Genomic DNA, 18,122 nt, shown 5'->3' with positions numbered 1-18,122 from the left:
AGTTTGGAAAAACAGGGAATTCAGAAAGACAAAGGGCACGACCTGTAAACAGGATCGTGCCCGATGTTAACCGTCTGACGGACAAGCCGCCAGCCGATCAGTGTTGCTTAAGCTGCTACCACGACAACGCGTACGGTGGCTTCAACTTCGGCGTGCAGGTGCACAGCCACGTCGAATTCACCCACGTTGCGGATGGTGCCGTTCGGCAGACGAACTTCGCTTTTCGCAACTTCAACGCCGGAGGCGGTCAGTGCGTCAGCGATGTCGTGAGTACCGATCGAACCGAACAGCTTGCCTTCGTCGCCAGCGGTGGCAGTGATGGTCACTTCCAGCTCGGCCAGTTGGGCAGCACGGCTTTCAGCCGATGCTTTACGGTCTGCAGCAGCTTTTTCCAGCTCGGCACGACGCTCTTCGAACGCAGCGATGTTCGCTGGGGTCGCGGCGGTAGCTTTGCCATAAGGCAGCAGGTAGTTACGACCGTAACCGGCCTTAACGTTTACTTTGTCACCCAGGTTGCCCAGGTTGGTGACTTTTTCCAGAAGGATCAGTTGCATGTGAAAATCCTCTAACTTTTAACCTTCACCGTTCGCGCTGTCGGTGTCTTTCGACACGTGACGACCGCGAAAATCAATCAGGCTGTCGACAATGGCCAGGACCACGAGCAACGGATAGATCAGCTGCATGAACAACAGCAGCGTGACGTACAACCCCACCAGCCAGAAACCGGCCAGTCGCTTTTGCCCGACCAGCCCGTGAATCAGGGCAAGTCCGGCGAACACCAGCGGTACACTGCACAACGGCGTCAACATGGCCATCTGTGCACCGAGATTCGGGCCCAGAAGCATCAACGCCAGCAGCAACATCGCCGGCCCCAGCGGGATCCGGATGGCGCGAAACTCGCGACCAAAACCACCCGGGTTGTACAACAACGCCTGCCAATGCCGCCCGACAATCAGGCTCAGCACGCTGACAATCTGCAACAACGCCGCAATCAGTCCGGTCAGGACTGGTGCAATCAGGGACGCAAAACGCGCTTGCTCATCGACCGACAATTGCTTGTAGGTCTCACCGAGAAGCACCGGCATGACCTTTATCAAGGCCTGCGCGAGCATCTCGATCTGGGCCGCAAACGCTGCCCCGAGCACCACCGAAAACACCACTCCAATCACTACGCTGACCAGCAGCGTGCGAACCCAGGACTCACTTGCGCGCAAAACCAACGCAAGTCCCGAAGATCCCAGCAGCACCAGAAGTGCCCGGGGGTCATCGGCATACAGCCACCAGATCAACGCCGGCAGCAGCCCCAGAGACAGAACACCCAGGGCGTCCGTCAGTCCGCGCCGCAGCAGCACAAGGCTCCCCGCGGCAGCACCCAACCAATACAACAACGGCAATGTTGCACATCCGGCCACCACGAGAGTGGCCTGCATACGGCCTCGCATGATGAACTCAGCTAAGGCACGCATGCATTCAATCCTTTGCTACTTGTCGACTGCCCGGTCTCAGCGGCCGTGGCTGTCGGTGTAGGCCAGCAGGGCCAGGAAGCGGGCGCGCTTGATAGCGGTGGCCAGCTGACGCTGATAACGAGCTTTGGTACCGGTGATACGGCTTGGAACGATTTTGCCGGTCTCGGATACGTAGGCTTTCAGAGTGTTGAGATCTTTGTAATCGATCTCTTTCACGTCTTCAGCGGTGAAACGGCAGAATTTACGACGACGGAAGAAACGTGCCATTTGATAGGCTCCTTAATAAGGTCCGTGGATTACTCGTCAGCGTTATCGCTGTCGTTCTCTTCGCCTTCAGCGCTTTCAGCGCCTTCGTGCTCAGGACGATCGCGACGCTCACGGCGCTCACTGCGGTTTTCTTCAGCCTTGAGCATCTCGGACTGGCCGGTAACGGCTTCGTCGCGACGGATGACCAGGTTACGGATCACTGCATCGTTGTAGCGGAAGTTGTCTTCCAGCTCGGCCAGGGCCTTGCCGGTGCACTCAACGTTCAGCATCACGTAGTGAGCCTTGTGAACATTGTTGATTGCGTAGGCCAGTTGACGACGGCCCCAATCTTCCAGACGGTGGATTTTGCCGCCGTCTTCTTCGATCAGCTTGGTGTAACGCTCAACCATGCCGCCGACTTGCTCGCTTTGATCCGGGTGGACCAAAAAGATGATTTCGTAATGACGCATGAATGCTCCTTACGGGTTGTAGCCTGCCGCTCAAAAACGGTCAGACAAGGAGTGAATGACACTTATGGACTTGCTGGCGCGGGGCACATGCGTGCCTGCCGTCACAGCAAGGGGCGCAATTGTAGAGAAGGGACAGAAGAGGTGCAAGGCAATTGGTGATTATTTGAACAACCACCGACAGACAACTGTAGGAGCTGCCGAAGGCTGCGATCTTTTGACTTTGATTTTTTCAAAACAAGATCAAAAGATCGCAGCCTCGTTTCACTCGGCAGCTCCTACAGTTTCTGCAAAGGCTTATTTCTTGGCAGCAGCCTTGGCTTTGGCACCGCGCTGACGCTGGGCTTCGAACAGGCACACGCCGGTGGCGACCGAAACGTTGAGGCTGCTGACGCTACCGGCCATCGGCAGTTTCACCAGATAGTCGCAGTGTTCACGGGTCAGGCGACGCATACCTTTGCCTTCGGCGCCCATGATCAGAATGGTCGGGCCCGTCAGGTCCTGGTCGTAAATGCTGACCTCGGCTTCGCCTGCTGTGCCGACAATCCACAGACCGCGTTGCTGAAGTTTTTCCAGGGTGCGGGCGAGGTTAGTCACCGCAACCAACGGAATCACTTCCGCCGCGCCACAAGCCACTTTACGTACGACCGGGGTCAAGGTTGCCGACTTGTCTTTCGGCACGATCACCGCCAGCGCACCGGCCGCATCGGCCGAACGCAGGCAAGCGCCGAGGTTGTGCGGATCGGTCACGCCGTCAAGCACTAGCAGCAACGGTGCGCCATCAGTGCGATCAAGCAGCTCGTCGAGCATCGCTTCGCCCCAGACCTGGCTCGGACTGACTTCCGCGACCACGCCCTGGTGCACACCTTCAACCCAGGCGTCCATTTCGCGGCGCTCGGCCTGACCGACCTGGACACGATTTTCGTTGGCCAGCTCAACCAGCGTCTGCACGCGTGGATCGTTACGGCTTTCCGCCAGCCAGATCTGCTTGACCCGTTTCGGGTGGTGACGCAGCAACGCTTCTACCGCGTGAACGCCGTAGATTTTTTCCAACTGACTCATGACTTCGCCTTCGGTTTACGTGCCCCGCCACTTTTGGCTGGAGCGGAACCCGCTTTCGGCGGGCCCTTACGGTGTTTGCTCGGTTTGGCTGGCTTGCCGCCGGCGGCCTTTTCAGGCGCCGACCGCCCGGTCTTTCCCCCGGACGCCGCTTTACCACCGTTTTTGGCATCGGAAAGCAGAGCTTTCTTCATTTCACGGCTTTTGCGCAGCTCGGCGTTCTTCGCCACGGCGTCACTTGGGCGATAGGCTTCGACAGCCTTTTCTTTGGCCGGACGACGACCAGCGGTTTTCGCTGGAGCCGCTTCGGCTTTTTCCTTCGCGGCGGGTGCGGCAGTTTCAGCACCACGCTTTTTCCGACCGATCGGCGCGCTGATGGTTTTTTCAGCCATCTCGAAGTCGATCTTGCGCTCGTCGAGGTCAACGCGCATCACGCGCACTTCAACGGTATCGCCCAAACGGAAGCTACGACCGGTGCGCTCGCCCGCCAGGCGGTGATGCACAGGATCGAAGTGGTAGTAGTCGCCCGGCAGCGCAGTGACGTGCACCAGGCCTTCGACGTAAATATCGGTCAGCTCGACGAACAAACCAAAACCGGTCACCGCGGTGATCACGCCCGGGAACGATTCGCCCACGCGATCCTTCATGAACTCGCACTTGAGCCAGTTCACTACGTCGCGGGTCGCTTCGTCGGCACGGCGCTCGCTCATCGAGCACTGCTCGCCGAGTTGCTCCAGCGCCGCCTCGTCGTACGGATAGATGCGCGCTTTCGGAATGGTCATCGCACCGGCACGGCGAACGTGCGGGGTGTCCTGTTTCGAATGGATCACGCTGCGGATCGCGCGGTGCGTGAGCAAATCCGGGTAACGACGGATCGGCGAAGTGAAGTGGGTATAGGCTTCGTAATTCAGGCCGAAGTGGCCCTGGTTGTCAGCGCTGTACACCGCCTGGCTCAGCGAGCGCAGCATCACGGTCTGGATCAGGTGGAAATCCGGACGATCCTTGATGCTTGCCAGCAGTGCCTGATAGTCCTTCGGCGACGGGCCATCCTTGCCTTTATGCAGGGACAGACCGAGCTCGCCCAGGAAGGCGCGCAGTTTTTCCAGACGTTCCGGTGGCGGGCCGTCGTGGACACGGTACAACGCAGGAATTTCGTGCTTCTTGAGGAACTCGGCGGTGGCCACGTTGGCCGCCAGCATGCATTCCTCGATCAGCTTGTGCGCATCGTTACGGGTGGTCGGGCGGATTTCGGCAATCTTGCGCTCGGTACCGAAGATGATTCGGGTTTCCTGCGTTTCGAAATCGATCGCGCCACGGACGTGACGGGCAGCCAGTAGAACCTTGTACAGCGCATAAAGCTGCTTGAGGTGCGGCAGAACATCGTTGTACTCACCGCGAAGCTGACGCGCCTCGGTGATTTTCGGCGTTTCCAGCATCGCGCTGACCTTGTTGTAAGTCAGACGAGCGTGGGAATGGATCACCGCTTCATAGAAGCAGTAGTCAGTCATTTCGCCGGACTTGGAGATGGTCATCTCGCAAACCATGGCCAGACGATCGACATGCGGGTTCAGCGAGCACAGGCCGTTGGACAGCTGCTCAGGCAGCATCGGCACGACGCGCTCGGGGAAGTACACCGAGTTGCCGCGCACTTGCGCTTCGTTGTCCAGCGCCGAGCCGATTTTCACGTAGCTGGAAACGTCGGCAATCGCCACGTACAACTTCCAGCCGCCAGAGAACAGGCGCAGCTTGCCCGGCTTGGCTTCGCAATAAACAGCATCGTCAAAGTCGCGGGCATCTTCGCCGTCAATGGTGACGAACGGCAGATGGCGCAGATCGACGCGCTTCTCTTTGTCTTTTTCTTCGACTTCAGGCTTGAGCTTGGCCGCTTCTTTCAGAACGGCTTCAGGCCAGACATGCGGAATGTCGTAGGTGCGCAGAGCGACATCGATTTCCATGCCCGGCGCCATGTAGTTGCCGACCACTTCGACCACATCGCCTTGCGGCTGGAAGCGCGGCGTCGGCCAATGGGTGATTTTCACCTCGACGAACTGACCGATCTGCGCGTTGGCGTTACGGCCCGGCGTAACCAGCACTTCCTGCTGGATCTTCGGGTTGTCCGCGACGACGAAGCCGATGCCGCCCTCTTCAAAGTAGCGACCGACGATGGTTTCGTGGGCACGGGACACCACTTCAACGATCACGCCTTCGCGGCGACCGCGACGGTCGAGACCGGAAACACGGGCCAACGCACGGTCGCCATCGAACACCAGACGCATCTGCGCCGGGCTCATGAACAGATCGTCGCTGCCGTCGTCCGGCACCAGGAAACCGAAACCGTCACGGTGACCGCTGATGCGGCCGAGGATCAGGTCGAGCTTGTCGACCGGCGCGTACGTACCACGGCGGGTATAGATCAGTTGAGCGTCGCGCTCCATGGCGCGCAGACGGCGGCGCAAGGCTTCGATCTGGTCTTCTGTGGTCAGACCAAACTCTTCGACCAGTTGCTCGCGGGCAGCAGGCGAACCCCGATCGGCGAGGTGCGCCAGGATCAGTTCGCGGCTAGGAATAGGGTTTTCATATTTTTCCGCTTCACGAGCGGCCTCGGGATCGAGGGACTGCCAATCGGCCATTAGAGAGTTTTCACCTTGTCTATATGCGGGTTAGTTTGGCATAGGCGTCATGAAACGGGAAATTTCCGACTCTATAAGGCCCAACAGAGGCCCTGTATTGACGCTGGAAAGCCGTTTTGCACACCGCCGGTAAAAAAAATCATGTTTTTTGCTGACAGGGGTTTACAGTTAAAAAGACGCTCCGTATAGTGCGCGCCATCGACGACGCACAAGCGTTGCCGATACTGCCCAGATGGTGAAATTGGTAGACACGCCAGCTTCAGGTGCTGGTGACCTTACGGTCGTGGAAGTTCGAGTCTTCTTCTGGGCACCAATTTCGAGCTTGAGACTAGATCAGTTTCAAGGCTCACACAAAACCCGCGAAAGCGGGTTTTTTGCATTCTAAGCCCGGGTTTTCTTAAAACTGATTTATTAAAATTAAATCAGGGGTTTACAGATCAAAAGGCGCTCCGTATAGTGCGCCACATCAACAGCGGCAACGCTAGCGATGATTGCCCAGATGGTGAAATTGGTAGACACGCCAGCTTCAGGTGCTGGTGACCTTACGGTCGTGGAAGTTCGAGTCTTCTTCTGGGCACCAATTCAAATTCAAGGTTACGGCCTTGAATTTCACAGAAACCCGCGAAAGCGGGTTTTTGCGTTTCTGGCTTCCAGAAATTTATCGCCCCTCACCTGTAGGAGCTGACGAGTGAAACGAGGCTGCGATCTTTTGATCTGAAAAAAACAGGGTCAAAAGATCGTCCGAACGCGGCCCGAGCCTTCAGTAGCTCCTACACAGGCAGCGCAATTCGCCGTACCAGACCCTGCCCCGGCCCGCAAGGCGCACTTGAGAAACAATATCGTTTATCATTGTTGCAAGTTTTTGCAATGCGACAGTGAGGAACCCTGCGAATGACGTTTCGAAATACCCTGCGCCGAGGCCTGACCTTTACCCTCCTCGGCCTGGCGCTCGCCACTCCCCTCACCCAGGCTGCCGATACGGTTTCCCTGACTCTCTACAACGGCCAGCACAAGGAAGTAGGCGACGCGATCGCCAAAGCCTTCGAAGCCAAGACCGGCATTCACGTCAATGTGCGCAAAGGCAGCAGCAATCAGCTCGCCAGCCAGATCATCGAAGAAGGCGACCGCTCCCCCGCCGACGTGATCTACACCGAAGAGTCGCCACCGCTGAACAATCTCGGCGAACTGGGCCTGCTGGCCAAGACCGATGACGCCACACTGGCCGTGCTTCCGGAAAAATACGTGGCTGGCGACGGCACCTGGATCGGCGTGACGGCGCGCGTTCGCGTAGTCGCTTACAACCCGAAACTGGTCGATGAAAAAGACCTGCCGAAATCGGTGTTGGAATTCTCCGATCCACAGTGGCAAGGCAAAGTCGGTTTCGTACCGACCAGCGGCGCCTTCCAGGAACAAGCCGTGGCCATCATCAAGATGCACGGTCGCGATGCCGCCGAAGAATGGCTGACCGGCCTGCGCGCGTTCGGCAAGACCTACAGCAACAACATGGTCGCCCTTAAAGCCGTGGAAAACGGCGAAGTCGCTACGGTGCTGGTGAACAACTACTACTGGTTCGCCCTGCAACGCGAGAAAGGCAAACTGGATTCGAAACTGCATTACTTCACCGGTGGCGACGTCGGTGGCTTGATCACCGTATCGAGCGCTGCCGTGCTGAAATCCAGCAAACATCCAAAAGAAGCCCAGCAATTTCTAGCCTACATGGCCAGCGAAGAAGGTCAGCGCGTGATCACCCAGACCACCGCCGAATACCCGCTGCACAAAGGCATGGAATCGGATCGCGGGCTCAAGCCGTTCAGCGAACTGGAAGCGCCGAACGTAACACCGGCCGATCTGGGCAACGCCGAAGAAGCGCTGGAACTGGAACGTGAAGTTGGCTTGAACTGATGACCGCATCGTTATCCGCCCCCGCCGCGCGCGGGGGTTACGTACCGAAGCGCAAGCGGCCATCGATCTGGCTGGTATTACCAGTTTTGTTGCTGGTGGTGCTGAGCCTGTTGCCGCTCGCCTATGTCGGACTCAAAGCCTGGCAAGCCGGTTGGGCCGAAGCGCTGCATTTATTGTGGCGCCCCTATGTATTCGGCCTGCTGCGCAACACCTTGGCATTGATGGTTGGCGTGACGATCACTTGCGGCGTGATCGGCCTGTCGCTGGCCTGGCTGCTGGAACGCAGCAATTTGCCGGGACGACGTCTGTGGGGTGTGATTCTGTGCCTGCCGTTCGCCGTGCCAGCGTTTGTCAGTAGCTTCACTTGGGTCTCGTTGAGCGCGCAGTTCGAAGGCCTTGGCGGGGCGATTCTGGTGATGAGCCTGTCGAAGTATCCACTGATCTTCCTGCCAGTGGCGGCGACGCTGCGCAATCTTGATCCCTCCCTTGAAGAGTCCGCCCGCACGCTTGGGCAGAATCGCTGGGGGGTGTTTTTTCGCGTCACCCTGCCGCTGCTCTGGCCGTCGCTATTGGCGGGCTCGCTGTTGATTGCCTTGCACATGCTGGTGGAATTCGGTGCGCTGTCGATCATCGGCCTGCAAACCTTCACCACCGCGATCTACCAGCAGTTCGAACTGGAATTCAGCAACGCCAACGCAGCCATGCTGTCGGCCGTGCTGCTGGCGCTGTGTCTGGTGCTGCTGTGGCTGGAGTTGCGCGTACGCGGCAAGGGTCGACATGTGCGTACCGGACAGGGCGCGGCGCGGCAGGCTGAACAGGTTCGACTGGGAAGTTGGGCAGCGGTCGGTCAGTTGTATTGCCTGATGCTGGCGGTTGTTGGCAGCGGAATTCCGCTGGGGATGTTGGCGTATTGGCTGGCAGTCGGCTCGTCGGCGGCATTCCCGGTGGCGGCGATTACTGAAGCCCTGCTCTCGTCTTTGGCGCTTTCTCTTGGCGGTGCGGCATTGTGCCTGGTGCTGGCAGTGCCCGTCGGATTGCTGGTAGTGCGCTACAAAGGCCAACTGGCGATCTGGGCCGAGCGCTTGCCGTATCTACTTCATGCGCTGCCAGGCCTGGTCATCGCGTTGACGCTGGTGTATTTCGCCCTGCATTACGTGCCGGCGCTGTACCAGACGTCGGGGCTGCTGCTGATCGCTTATGCGCTGCTGTTTTTGCCACTGGCACAGGCACCGATTCGCACAGCACTGAACAAGGCTGCGCCGCAACTGGAAGAGGCTGCGCGGACGCTCGGCGCTTCGTCGTTCACGGCGTTTTGCCGCGTGACGCTGCCGATTATCTTCCCGGCCCTGGGCGCGGCGTTTGCGCTGGTGTTTCTGGATGCGATGAAGGAGCTGACCGCGACTTTGCTGCTGAGTCCGACCGGGCTCAATACCTTGGCGACCGAGGTGTGGGCGCATACCGCGAATGTCGAGTTCGCGGCGGCGGCGCCTTATGCGGCGCTGTTGATTGTGGTATCGGGATTGCCGGTGTATCTACTGACGACCCGGATGTATTTGAGCCGCTAAAAGATTGCAGCCTGCGGCAGCTCCTACGTGGGATTTCGCGCTTCCCTGTAGGCGCTGCCGCAGGCTGCGATCTTTTGATCTTAAGCCCTGAACTGCCCCAGACTGGCCTTCAGCTGCGCCGCCAAACCATCCAGCACCTTGCCACTGGCCGTGGTTTCCACCACCGCCTGCGCCGCTTTCTCGGCCTGCGCATGAATCGTCTCGACGCGCCCACGGACCGCCTGCGCACCTTGCGCCTGATGCGCCGCTGCCTGGGTTGCCAGACCAATTGCCGCGTGCACCTGCTCGACAGACGTTTGTACCGACTGCTGCAACCGCGCGCTGTCACGCAACACCAGCAAACCTTCGCTGGCCTGACGCCCGGCCTGACCGATCGCCTCGACCGCCTCACGAGCACCCTGTTGCAACGCGACGATATGCGCCTGAATATCCCCGGTAGAACTTTGTGTCTTGCTGGCCAGCGCCCGAACTTCGTCCGCTACCACCGCAAAACCACGCCCGGTTTCGCCAGCGCGCGCCGCTTCAATGGCAGCGTTCAGGGCCAGCAGGTTAGTCTGCTCGGCGATCCCGTGGATCACCGTCAACACCACTTCAATTTGCTCGCTCTGCTGCGCCAGGCGCTCGATCACTTTCGCCCCGGTATCGACTTGTCCGGCCAACGCCTCGATCAAGCTGCCGACCTTGGCGGAGGTGCGGGTGTTTTCATCAGTGGCCTGGCGAATATCCACAACCTGCTTCAACGCCGCTTGCATTGCATGGCTTTCCGACTGCGCTTCATCCGCCATTTGCGACAGTGCGCGCAGACTCTCCGCCACTTCATCACGCTGCATGCCCGCCGCCGCATCTGCACCGGCATTGCGCAGGGTCATCGCGCCAATCTCGACGCCGGTACGCTGCGCGACATCTCCCGCCTCACGCACGATCGGCTGCAACTTATCCACAAAGCGATTGACCGCCGAAGCCATGTCACCGATCTCATCTTTGCTGTTGATCTGCACACGCTTGGTCAGATCGCCCTCGCCCGCTGCCAGATCATCCATCGCTGCATTGAGCATCTTCAGCCGATTGACCACGCGATGGCCGAGCACGACCGCCAGCAACAGCAGCACAGCGCAACCGACCAGCGCCAGGCCCATGCCGATCCGCCAGCGCAGGGTCGCAGCCGCCTCTTGAACGGTATTGGCGGTATTGGCTTTCATCTCGGTAGCCGTGGACTGCGCCGACTGCAAGCGTGTTTGCATGGCCTTGGCGCTGTCTGCTGCAGCGCCCTTCAGGCTGTCACCGACCAACTGATCACTGCTGGCGATCAATGCCGAGAAGCGCTTGTCGAGCGCTGCCAGATCGGTCTCCACCGACGCGGTGGAAACACCCATCAGCACCTTGCCGATTTCGACACCATTGGGATTGATCGACGCCTCCAGGTAGTAAACCGACGGATCGTTTTTCGCCGCATCCAGGACTTTATCCAGCGCACGCTCGCCCTGGCCTTTTTCCAGCAAGGCCTTGTTGATCGGGTTTTCGCGATTGAGATAACGGGTCAGGTGCTGGCCGGTGGCGTCGTCATAGACCACGAACAGCACGTTGGGATTGCGCTGGGCGCGACGGGCGAACTCGGACAGGGTCGGAACGTCGCTGTCCCACATGGCACGCGGCGCAACGGAGGCGAGCAATTGCGCCATGTCATTGGCCGAATCCTTTAGATCCTTTTCCAGCGTCGCACGCAACTGTGCCTGCTCGTCTTTCAGTCGCGAAGACAAACCAGCAGTCAGCCGCTGACGGGTACTGGCGGACAACGCATCGAGACTCGACGTGACTTCACGCCCGGCCTGCTCCAGCTCACCGGAGAGTTTCTGGCTATCGGCGCCGAGGCGCACCGCCAAATCAGCTTCCAGCGCGGTGACGGTGCTCCGCGTCAGGGCAACCGCCACCAACACCTGCACCAAAAGGGCGATACCAAGGGTAACGAACACGGGCCGCAACAAACGGCTTTGTAACAGTGAGAGAACGGCCGACACTGTGAATCCCTCTACTTCTGACGCCATTAATTTGATGGCACTCTTGTAGACAGATTCACAGCAAAGGTCATGCCGTCCAACAGGCATAAACGACAAAGGCCCCGATGAAGGGGCCTTTGTGTTTTTACATCAACGACTTATCAAGCGAACGGATGACGCAGAACGATGGTTTCGTTGCGGTCCGGGCCCGTCGAAATAATGTCGATCGGCGCGCCGATCAGCTCTTCAACGCGTTTGATGTAGGCGCGAGCGTTAGCTGGCAGCTCTTCCAGGGTTTTGGCGCCCACGGTCGATTCGGTCCAGCCCGGCACTTCTTCGTACACAGGCTGCAGGCCTACGTAGCTGTCAGCGTCGGTCGGAGCAACAGCATTGCCTTCGGCATCTTTATAGCCAACGCAGATGTTGATGGTTTCCAGACCGTCGAGTACGTCCAGTTTGGTCAGGCAGATGCCCGAGATGCTGTTCACATCGATAGCGCGACGCAGGATAACGGCGTCGAACCAGCCGCAACGACGGGCACGGCCGGTGGTCGCGCCGAACTCGTGACCTTGCTTGGCCAGGTGCGCACCGACGTCGTCGAACAGCTCAGTCGGGAATGGACCCGAACCGACGCGAGTGGTGTAAGCCTTGGTGATACCCAGGATGTAGTCCAGGAACATCGGGCCAACGCCGGAACCGGTCGCCACGCCACCAGCGGTGGTGTTGGAGCTGGTCACGTACGGGTAGGTACCGTGGTCGATGTCGAGCAACGAACCCTGGGCGCCTTCGAACATGATGTCTTTGCCGGCGCGACGCAGGTCGTGCAGCTCAGCAGTCACGTCGAGCATCAACGGCTTGAGCAGCTCAGCGTATTCCTTGCACTCGGCAAGAGTCTTTTCGAACTCGATGGCCGGCTCTTTGTAGTAACCGACCAGCATGAAGTTGTGGTAATCCACCAGTTCACGCAGCTTGTCTTCGAAGCGCGGCATGTTCAGCAGGTCGCCAACACGCAGGCCACGACGAGCGACCTTGTCTTCGTAAGCCGGGCCGATGCCGCGACCGGTGGTACCGATCTTCAGCTCGCCACGGGCCTTTTCACGGGCCTGGTCCAGCGCCACGTGGAAGGACAGGATCAGCGGGCAGGACGGGCTGATACGCAGACGCTCGCGCACCGGTACGCCTTTCTCTTCCAGCTTGGTGATCTCGCGCAGCAGGGCGTCAGGTGCTACCACCACGCCGTTGCCGATCAGGCACTGCACGCCTTCACGAAGCACGCCCGACGGGATCAGGTGCAGGACGGTTTTTTCGCCGTCGATCACCAGCGTGTGGCCAGCGTTGTGGCCACCTTGGTAGCGCACTACGGCGGCAGCATGTTCGGTCAGCAGATCAACGATCTTGCCTTTGCCCTCATCACCCCATTGGGTGCCCAGGACTACGACATTCTTACCCATAACACTTGTCCTCATTCGCGCAAACTTGGTGCCGGCGATGGCCGGCAGGAAAACTCAAGAAGCCAGTGGCGATACTTGCCAAAGCCCGTTCTGCTGAATCAATTGCCGGTCGCAGTCCGCATCACGGGCGGCGGCCAAAGGCTGTCCAGGCAACGCCTGAACGACACGCTGACCCTCACTGCGCAACTGGCAAACCTGCTGCCAGAGTGCCGCATCCGTACTGTCAGGCATCCAGATACCGCCAGACGGTAGCTCGATCTCAGCACGCCCCAGGGTCACCAGGGTTTTCAAATCGGTGGAAAAGCCAGTCGCCGGACGCGCGCGACCAAAATCCGCGCCGATGTCGTCGTAGCGACCGCCCTGAGCGATGGACTGGCCAACGCCCGGCACGAACACCGCGAACACCACACCGGTGTGGTAGTGATAGCCACGCAACTCGCCCAGATCGAAGTACAGCGGCAGCTCCGGGAAGCGCGCCGACAGACGCTCGGCGATTGCCAGCAAATCTTCCAGTGCCGCCAGTACCGGCGCCGGCGCATTGGCCAGACGTTCGCGGGCAGCGCTCAACACTTCACGGCCGCCACACAGATCTACCAGCGCGCGCAGCATGCCGGACAGGTCAGCCGGCAGGCCTTCAGTCAAGGTAATGACCTCGTCGATGGCCTTGCGTTGCAACGCGTCGAACAACTGCTGCTCGACTTCCCCGGACAGACCGGCGGCACGCGCCAGACCCCGGTAGATACCAACATGACCGAGGTCCATGTGCACATCCGGCACATCGGCCAGTTGCAGCATGGCCAGCATCAGGCTGATCACTTCAACGTCGCTGCTCGGGCTGGCATCGCCGTACAACTCGGCGCCCAACTGGATCGGGCTGCGCGAGGACGACAGGGCACGCGGCTGAGCATGCAGCACGCTCCCGGCATAGCACAGACGGCTCGGGCCTTCGCGACGCAGGGTGTGCGCATCGATGCGCGCCACTTGCGGCGTGATGTCGGCACGGAAACCCATCTGCCGGCCCGACTGCGGGTCGATGACCTTGAACGTACGCAGATCCAGGTCCTGGCCCGCGCCGGTCAGCAGGGATTCCAGGTACTCGATATGGGGAGTCACGACAAACTCGTAACCCCAGCTCTGGAACAGATCCAACACCTGACGACGCGCGACTTCAATGCGCGCCGCTTCCGGTGGCAGTACTTCTTCGATGCCATCTGGCAGCAGCCAGCGGTCTACCGTTGCCATTACGCCATTCCCCTTTGATCCGGGCGGCCAGCCTGCGGGCGAGCCTTGAGTGAAGCAGAAAATGACCGATCCGTTCAAAACGCACGCGCATGAACGACGCGGCGAAAGGCCTGTTACCGGCTTCGCCCATCACTTTCCTCGAAATACTCTCGGGCCATTCACCCGATGCCTGCAAAAAAACAGCAATCAAACGTGCAGACGCAAAAAAGCCGGGAATTTCCCGGCTGCCGCATCATACACACGTTTTCCCAAAGGATCACCCCGCCCGAGGTTTTAGCCGCCGGGCGGAATGATTCAGGTCAACGTCGTATCAAGGCTTGGACTTTTCCAGGTAACGGAAGAAGTCGCTGCTTGGGTCGAGGACCAGGACGTCGGATTTGTTCGCGAAGCTTTCACGGTAGGCACGCAGGCTACGGTAGAAACCGTAGAACTCCTGATCCTGGCCGTAGGCCTTGGAGTAGATCGCAGCGGCCTGGGCATCACCGTCACCGCGAATCTCTTCGGATTCACGATAGGCTTCAGCCAGCAACACGCGGCGCTGACGATCGGCGTCGGCACGGATGCCTTCCGCCAGCTCGTTACCCTTGGCGCGGTGCTCGCGAGCTTCACGCTCACGCTCGGTGCTCATACGCTCGAACACGCTGCGGTTTACTTCTTTCGGCAGATCGATGGCCTTGACCCGGACATCGACAACTTCGATACCCAGCTCTTTTTCCGCCATCTTGTTCAGCGAGGCAGTGATGTCAGCCATCAGTGCGTCACGCTCACCCGACACGACTTCGTGCAGGGTGCGCTTACCAAACTGGTCACGCAGACCGGATTCCAGACGACGGGACAGACGCTCGTCGGCGATTTGCTTGAGACCGGAAGTTGCGGTGTAGAAGCGCTCGGCATCTTTCACGCGCCACTTGGCGTAGGCATCAACCATCACGGCTTTCTTTTCCAGGGTCAGGAAGCGCTGTGTCGGTGCATCCAGCGTCATCAGACGTGCGTCGAATTTACGCACCTGGTTAACGTAAGGCACTTTCACATGCAGGCCTGGCTGAACATCGGCCTGAACCACACGACCGAATTGCAGCAGCACCGCACGCTCGGTCTGAGCGACGATGTAGAAGCAGTTCCAGCCCACCAGCACGACAACGACGCCAACAATAAGGGCGATCAGCGATTTATTGCTCATCAGCGGGTCTCCCTTGTGCGCGACTGCGGCAGGTCAGTGACATGCGGTGTGACGTCCGTGTTGTTGCTGGCGGCAGCCGAACCGGTGACCGGTGCATTGCTGCCCGAACTGTTCTGAATCATTTTGTCCAACGGCAGGTAAAGCAGGTTGCTCTGGCCGTTTTTGTTGCCGGTCACGAGTACCTTGCTGGTGCTGCTGAAGACTTCCTGCATGGTGTCCAGGTACAGACGCTGGCGGGTCACTTCAGGTGCCTTGCGATACTCGGCGACCAGTTTGGTAAAGCGGTCGGCTTCACCCTTGGCGCGCGAGACCGTCTCGTCGCGGTAACCGTTGGCATCCTCGAGGATACGCTGGGCCTGACCACGGGCCTCCGGCACGACGCCGTTGGCGTAGGTTTCAGCCTGGTTGCGCGAACGCTGCTCGTCTTCACGGGCGCGGATCACGTCATCGAAGGCTTCCTGCACTTCACGCGGTGCCGCTGCGCTCTGTACGTTGACCTGAGTGACGGTGATACCGGTGCGATAGGTATCGAGGAAACGTTGCAGACGCTCCTTGATTTCGCTGGCCATCAATTCACGACCTTCGGTCAGCACCTGGTCCATGGCGGTGGAACCCACCACGTGGCGCAGGGCACTGTCGGTCGCATGCTGCAGGCTGATTTCCGGCTGATCGACGTTCAGCACGAAATCCTGCAGGTTGCTGATTTTGTACTGCACGGTCAGCGGCACTTCGACGATGTTCTCGTCTTCGGTCAGCATCTGGCCCTGCTTGGTGTAGGCACGCTCACGCGTGACGTTTTCCATGTACTTCTTATCGATCGGCGGGAAGTAGATGTTCAGGCCCGGGCCGACAGTTTCGTAGTACTTGCCGAAGCGCAGCACCACGGCTTGCTCCTGCTCGTCCACTACGTAAACCGCGCTGTACAGCCAGACAGCCGCCAGCACGACGAGGCCGATGCCGAGCAGACCGCCGAAGCCGCCACTGCTCTTGCCCGAACCACCGCCGTCATCACCACGTTTCTTACCACCACCGAACAACCCGTTCAGGCTTTCCTGCAGCTTTCGGAAGGCCTCGTCGAGATCCGGTGGCCCCTTGCGGTCGCCGTTATTGCGGCGTTTGCCACCCCAAGGATCCTGATTATTCGAGTTGCCACCCGGCTCATTCCAAGCCATAGCGCTCTCCATCTGATAAAGCAAAGACGCACCCACGGCGCGCCGACCAATGCTACAGAATGCCTGCCGTTGCGGCACAACCGCTTTGTCAGGCTTTTATTGCAAAGTGTGTTGCTCGATGAATTCCATCGGCTGCAATCCTTCGCGGCTTACCAGTCGATTCAACTCGACACGGGGCAAACGAACGGCCAGCAAACTGATGCCTTCTTCGTCGTGTTCTTCTTTCTGCACCGCACCGAGTTCGAAAAACTGCGCACGCAGTCGCGCGAATCGTTGCGGCAAGCGCAATGTGCCGATGAACAAATCACTGCCAAGCAATTCGGCGATGGCTTGCTCAAGCAGTTCCAGACCACTGCCATCACGCGCCGACAGCCAGACCCGCTGGGGCTTGCCGTTTTCGTCGCGCTGGATTTGTGGCTCAACGCCTTCAAGCAAATCGAGTTTGTTATAGACCTCGAGGATCGGCAAGTCCTGGGCACCAATCTCGCCCAGCACCACCATCACCTGCTCGATCTGCAACATGCGATCCGGTTCGGCTGCATCGATCACGTGCAACAGCAGATCGGAATTGCTCGACTCTTCGAGGGTAGACCGAAATGCCTCGACCAGCTTGTGCGGCAAGTGACGAATGAAGCCCACCGTGTCCGCCAGAACAATCGGCCCCAGGTCGTCCAGTTCCAGACGACGCAGGGTCGGGTCCAGCGTGGCGAACAATTGGTCGGCCGCGTAGACATCGGATTTCGTCACGTTGTTGAAGAGCGTGGACTTACCGGCGTTGGTATATCCCACCAGAGACACGGTCGGAATATCGGCACGGGAACGACCACGGCGTGATTGCTCGCGCTGGCTGCGCACCTTCTCCAGTCGGCCTTTGATCTGACGCAGGCGAACCCGCAGCAAACGGCGGTCGGTTTCCAGTTGGGTTTCACCGGGACCGCGCATACCGATACCGCCACCCTGACGCTCAAGGTGAGTCCAGCCGCGAACCAGCCGGGTGCTCATGTGATCAAGCTGGGCCAGTTCAACCTGGAGCTTGCCTTCATGGGTACGGGCGCGCTGGGCGAAAATATCGAGAATCAGACCGGTACGGTCGATCACGCGACACTCGAAAACACGTTCGAGGTTACGTTCCTGACTGGGCGTGAGGATGTGATTGAAAATCACCAGATCGGCTTCTTCAGCCTTGACCAGGTCGCGCAGTTCCTCGACCTTGCCGCTGCCGATCAGGTATTTGGCGGTTGGCCGATGACGCGGCACGTTAAAAAACGCAACGGTCTCGGCGCCGGCCGAATTAGCCAATTCCTGAAACTCCTGCGGATCTTCGCGCGCCTCAGGGTCCTGTCCATCCAAGTGAACGAGGATCACTCGTTCACCACCACCGTGGCGCTCAAAGAACAAAGGAGACTCCTATCAGGCGTTACCTGGCTCAGCGTCACCTGCTTCGGATTCGGTTGCGCTAGGCAGACGAATTGGACGAACCGGCACTACTGTCGAGATAGCGTGTTTGTAAACCATTTGGCTCACGGTGTTTTTCAGCAGGATCACGAACTGGTCGAACGACTCGATCGTGCCTTGCAGTTTGATACCGTTGACCAGATAGATGGAAACCCCAACTTTCTCTTTACGTAAAGTATTCAAGTAAGGGTCTTGTAGCGAATGCCCTTTTGACATGTGCCGCACTCCTTTAAGGATTCAATAATAAAAAATAGGTAATTCAGATGGCTTTGGCCGTCACACCCCCAAGGATA

General features: G+C 59.1%; 16 protein-coding genes and 2 tRNA genes. 5 read left to right on the top strand and 13 right to left on the bottom strand.

Translation table 11 applies throughout. The features are described from left to right. Positions 1 to 107 precede the first annotated feature (107 nt). From rplI to rpsF, 4 genes are read right to left on the bottom strand one after another with little or no spacing between them, the layout of a single operon-like run. Positions 108 to 554: a 50S ribosomal protein L9 gene (gene rplI / locus P3G59_RS02780; protein WP_008078307.1), complete on the bottom strand. Its 447-nt coding sequence runs from the start codon at positions 552 to 554 to the stop codon at positions 108 to 110. An 18-nt stretch (positions 555 to 572) separates the two neighbouring features. After that, complete coding sequence (locus tag P3G59_RS02775) at positions 573 to 1,466, bottom strand: hypothetical protein (protein ID WP_277760369.1); 894 nt, start codon at positions 1,464 to 1,466, stop codon at positions 573 to 575. A gap of 36 nt (positions 1,467 to 1,502) precedes the next feature. Further along, the gene (gene rpsR / locus P3G59_RS02770) at positions 1,503 to 1,733 is read right to left on the bottom strand and encodes a 30S ribosomal protein S18 (RefSeq protein WP_002551829.1); all 231 of its coding nucleotides are present in this window, start codon (positions 1,731 to 1,733) and stop codon (positions 1,503 to 1,505) included. Between the two features lie 29 nt (positions 1,734 to 1,762). Continuing rightward, on the bottom strand, positions 1,763 to 2,182 hold the full coding sequence (gene rpsF, locus P3G59_RS02765; RefSeq protein ID WP_007915844.1) for a 30S ribosomal protein S6: 420 nt from the start codon (positions 2,180 to 2,182) through the stop codon (positions 1,763 to 1,765). A gap of 64 nt (positions 2,183 to 2,246) precedes the next feature. On the opposite strand from rpsF, the gene P3G59_RS02760 reads away from it, so the two are divergent. Then, entirely contained in the window at positions 2,247 to 2,516 is a 270-nt protein-coding gene (locus P3G59_RS02760; protein WP_277760368.1) for a hypothetical protein, read from the top strand. Here P3G59_RS02760 and rlmB read toward each other — a convergent pair. Together rlmB and rnr are read right to left on the bottom strand one after the other, a co-directional pair. Next, positions 2,477 to 3,241, bottom strand: a complete 765-nt coding sequence (rlmB, locus tag P3G59_RS02755) for a 23S rRNA (guanosine(2251)-2'-O)-methyltransferase RlmB (RefSeq protein ID WP_277760367.1) — start codon at positions 3,239 to 3,241, stop codon at positions 2,477 to 2,479. The two genes, P3G59_RS02760 and rlmB, sit on opposite strands and share 40 nt — an antisense overlap. After that, positions 3,238 to 5,868 carry a ribonuclease R gene (gene rnr, locus P3G59_RS02750; RefSeq protein ID WP_277760366.1) on the bottom strand — a complete coding sequence of 877 codons (2,631 nt, stop codon included), beginning with the start codon at positions 5,866 to 5,868 and terminating at the stop codon, positions 3,238 to 3,240. The genes rlmB and rnr overlap by 4 nt, the downstream gene beginning before the upstream one ends. 226 nt (positions 5,869 to 6,094) lie before the next feature. On the opposite strand from rnr, the gene P3G59_RS02745 reads away from it, so the two are divergent. The 4 genes from P3G59_RS02745 to P3G59_RS02730 all read left to right on the top strand — a co-directional run bounded on the left by P3G59_RS02745 (position 6,095) and on the right by P3G59_RS02730 (position 9,335). Continuing rightward, positions 6,095 to 6,181 (top strand) — tRNA-Leu (locus P3G59_RS02745). A gap of 180 nt (positions 6,182 to 6,361) precedes the next feature. Next, positions 6,362 to 6,448 (top strand) — tRNA-Leu (locus P3G59_RS02740). Between the two features lie 311 nt (positions 6,449 to 6,759). Then, positions 6,760 to 7,770 (top strand): extracellular solute-binding protein, encoded by a 1,011-nt coding sequence (locus P3G59_RS02735; protein ID WP_277760365.1) that lies wholly within the window; start codon positions 6,760 to 6,762, stop codon positions 7,768 to 7,770. Then, a complete protein-coding gene (locus P3G59_RS02730) occupies positions 7,770 to 9,335 on the top strand; it encodes an iron ABC transporter permease (protein ID WP_277760364.1) in 1,566 nt (521 codons plus the stop codon). Before P3G59_RS02735 ends, P3G59_RS02730 begins: the two co-directional genes overlap by 1 nt. Before the next feature lie 80 nt (positions 9,336 to 9,415). On the opposite strand, the gene P3G59_RS02725 is transcribed toward P3G59_RS02730, so the two are convergent. From P3G59_RS02725 to hfq, 7 genes are all read right to left on the bottom strand, one after another. Continuing rightward, on the bottom strand, positions 9,416 to 11,350 hold the full coding sequence (locus tag P3G59_RS02725) for a methyl-accepting chemotaxis protein (RefSeq protein ID WP_277760363.1): 1,935 nt from the start codon (positions 11,348 to 11,350) through the stop codon (positions 9,416 to 9,418). A 140-nt stretch (positions 11,351 to 11,490) separates the two neighbouring features. Next, positions 11,491 to 12,780, bottom strand: coding sequence for an adenylosuccinate synthase (locus P3G59_RS02720; RefSeq protein WP_007915835.1), 1,290 nt, complete (start codon positions 12,778 to 12,780; stop codon positions 11,491 to 11,493). 54 nt (positions 12,781 to 12,834) lie between these two features. Continuing rightward, positions 12,835 to 14,022: an ATP phosphoribosyltransferase regulatory subunit gene (locus P3G59_RS02715; protein ID WP_007915833.1), complete on the bottom strand. Its 1,188-nt coding sequence runs from the start codon at positions 14,020 to 14,022 to the stop codon at positions 12,835 to 12,837. A gap of 310 nt (positions 14,023 to 14,332) precedes the next feature. Continuing rightward, the gene (gene hflC / locus P3G59_RS02710) at positions 14,333 to 15,202 is read right to left on the bottom strand and encodes a protease modulator HflC (protein WP_007950723.1); all 870 of its coding nucleotides are present in this window, start codon (positions 15,200 to 15,202) and stop codon (positions 14,333 to 14,335) included. After that, the gene (gene hflK, locus P3G59_RS02705; RefSeq protein ID WP_277760362.1) at positions 15,202 to 16,374 is read right to left on the bottom strand and encodes an FtsH protease activity modulator HflK; all 1,173 of its coding nucleotides are present in this window, start codon (positions 16,372 to 16,374) and stop codon (positions 15,202 to 15,204) included. The genes hflC and hflK overlap by 1 nt, the downstream gene beginning before the upstream one ends. 96 nt (positions 16,375 to 16,470) lie before the next feature. Beyond that, a complete protein-coding gene (gene hflX, locus P3G59_RS02700; protein ID WP_007915827.1) occupies positions 16,471 to 17,772 on the bottom strand; it encodes a ribosome rescue GTPase HflX in 1,302 nt (433 codons plus the stop codon). 12 nt (positions 17,773 to 17,784) lie between these two features. Further along, the gene (gene hfq / locus P3G59_RS02695) at positions 17,785 to 18,045 is read right to left on the bottom strand and encodes an RNA chaperone Hfq (protein ID WP_007902656.1); all 261 of its coding nucleotides are present in this window, start codon (positions 18,043 to 18,045) and stop codon (positions 17,785 to 17,787) included. Between the last annotated feature and the right edge of the window lie 77 nt (positions 18,046 to 18,122).

This window comes from Pseudomonas sp. A34-9, from assembly GCF_029543085.1.
In the GTDB taxonomy this organism is placed as follows: Bacteria; Pseudomonadota; Gammaproteobacteria; order Pseudomonadales; family Pseudomonadaceae; genus Aquipseudomonas.
Note: the sequence above shows the minus strand (reverse complement) of the source record. Positions and strands in the feature narration are given on the sequence as shown.

Bases quoted from the DNA above. Each gene is read 5' to 3' on its own strand.
- rplI (WP_008078307.1), bottom strand. From the start codon at position 554: ATGCAACTGATCCTTCTGGAAAAAGTCACCAACCTGGGCAACCTGGGT.
- P3G59_RS02775 (WP_277760369.1), bottom strand. From the start codon at position 1,466: ATGCGTGCCTTAGCTGAGTTCATCATGCGAGGCCGTATGCAGGCCACT.
- rpsR (WP_002551829.1), bottom strand. From the start codon at position 1,733: ATGGCACGTTTCTTCCGTCGTCGTAAATTCTGCCGTTTCACCGCTGAA.
- rpsF (WP_007915844.1), bottom strand. From the start codon at position 2,182: ATGCGTCATTACGAAATCATCTTTTTGGTCCACCCGGATCAAAGCGAG.
- P3G59_RS02760 (WP_277760368.1), top strand. From the start codon at position 2,247: ATGGACTTGCTGGCGCGGGGCACATGCGTGCCTGCCGTCACAGCAAGG.
- rlmB (WP_277760367.1), bottom strand. From the start codon at position 3,241: ATGAGTCAGTTGGAAAAAATCTACGGCGTTCACGCGGTAGAAGCGTTG.
- rnr (WP_277760366.1), bottom strand. From the start codon at position 5,868: ATGGCCGATTGGCAGTCCCTCGATCCCGAGGCCGCTCGTGAAGCGGAA.
- P3G59_RS02735 (WP_277760365.1), top strand. From the start codon at position 6,760: ATGACGTTTCGAAATACCCTGCGCCGAGGCCTGACCTTTACCCTCCTC.
- P3G59_RS02730 (WP_277760364.1), top strand. From the start codon at position 7,770: ATGACCGCATCGTTATCCGCCCCCGCCGCGCGCGGGGGTTACGTACCG.
- P3G59_RS02720 (WP_007915835.1), bottom strand. From the start codon at position 12,780: ATGGGTAAGAATGTCGTAGTCCTGGGCACCCAATGGGGTGATGAGGGC.
- P3G59_RS02715 (WP_007915833.1), bottom strand. From the start codon at position 14,022: ATGGCAACGGTAGACCGCTGGCTGCTGCCAGATGGCATCGAAGAAGTA.
- hflC (WP_007950723.1), bottom strand. From the start codon at position 15,202: ATGAGCAATAAATCGCTGATCGCCCTTATTGTTGGCGTCGTTGTCGTG.
- hflK (WP_277760362.1), bottom strand. From the start codon at position 16,374: ATGGCTTGGAATGAGCCGGGTGGCAACTCGAATAATCAGGATCCTTGG.
- hfq (WP_007902656.1), bottom strand. From the start codon at position 18,045: ATGTCAAAAGGGCATTCGCTACAAGACCCTTACTTGAATACTTTACGT.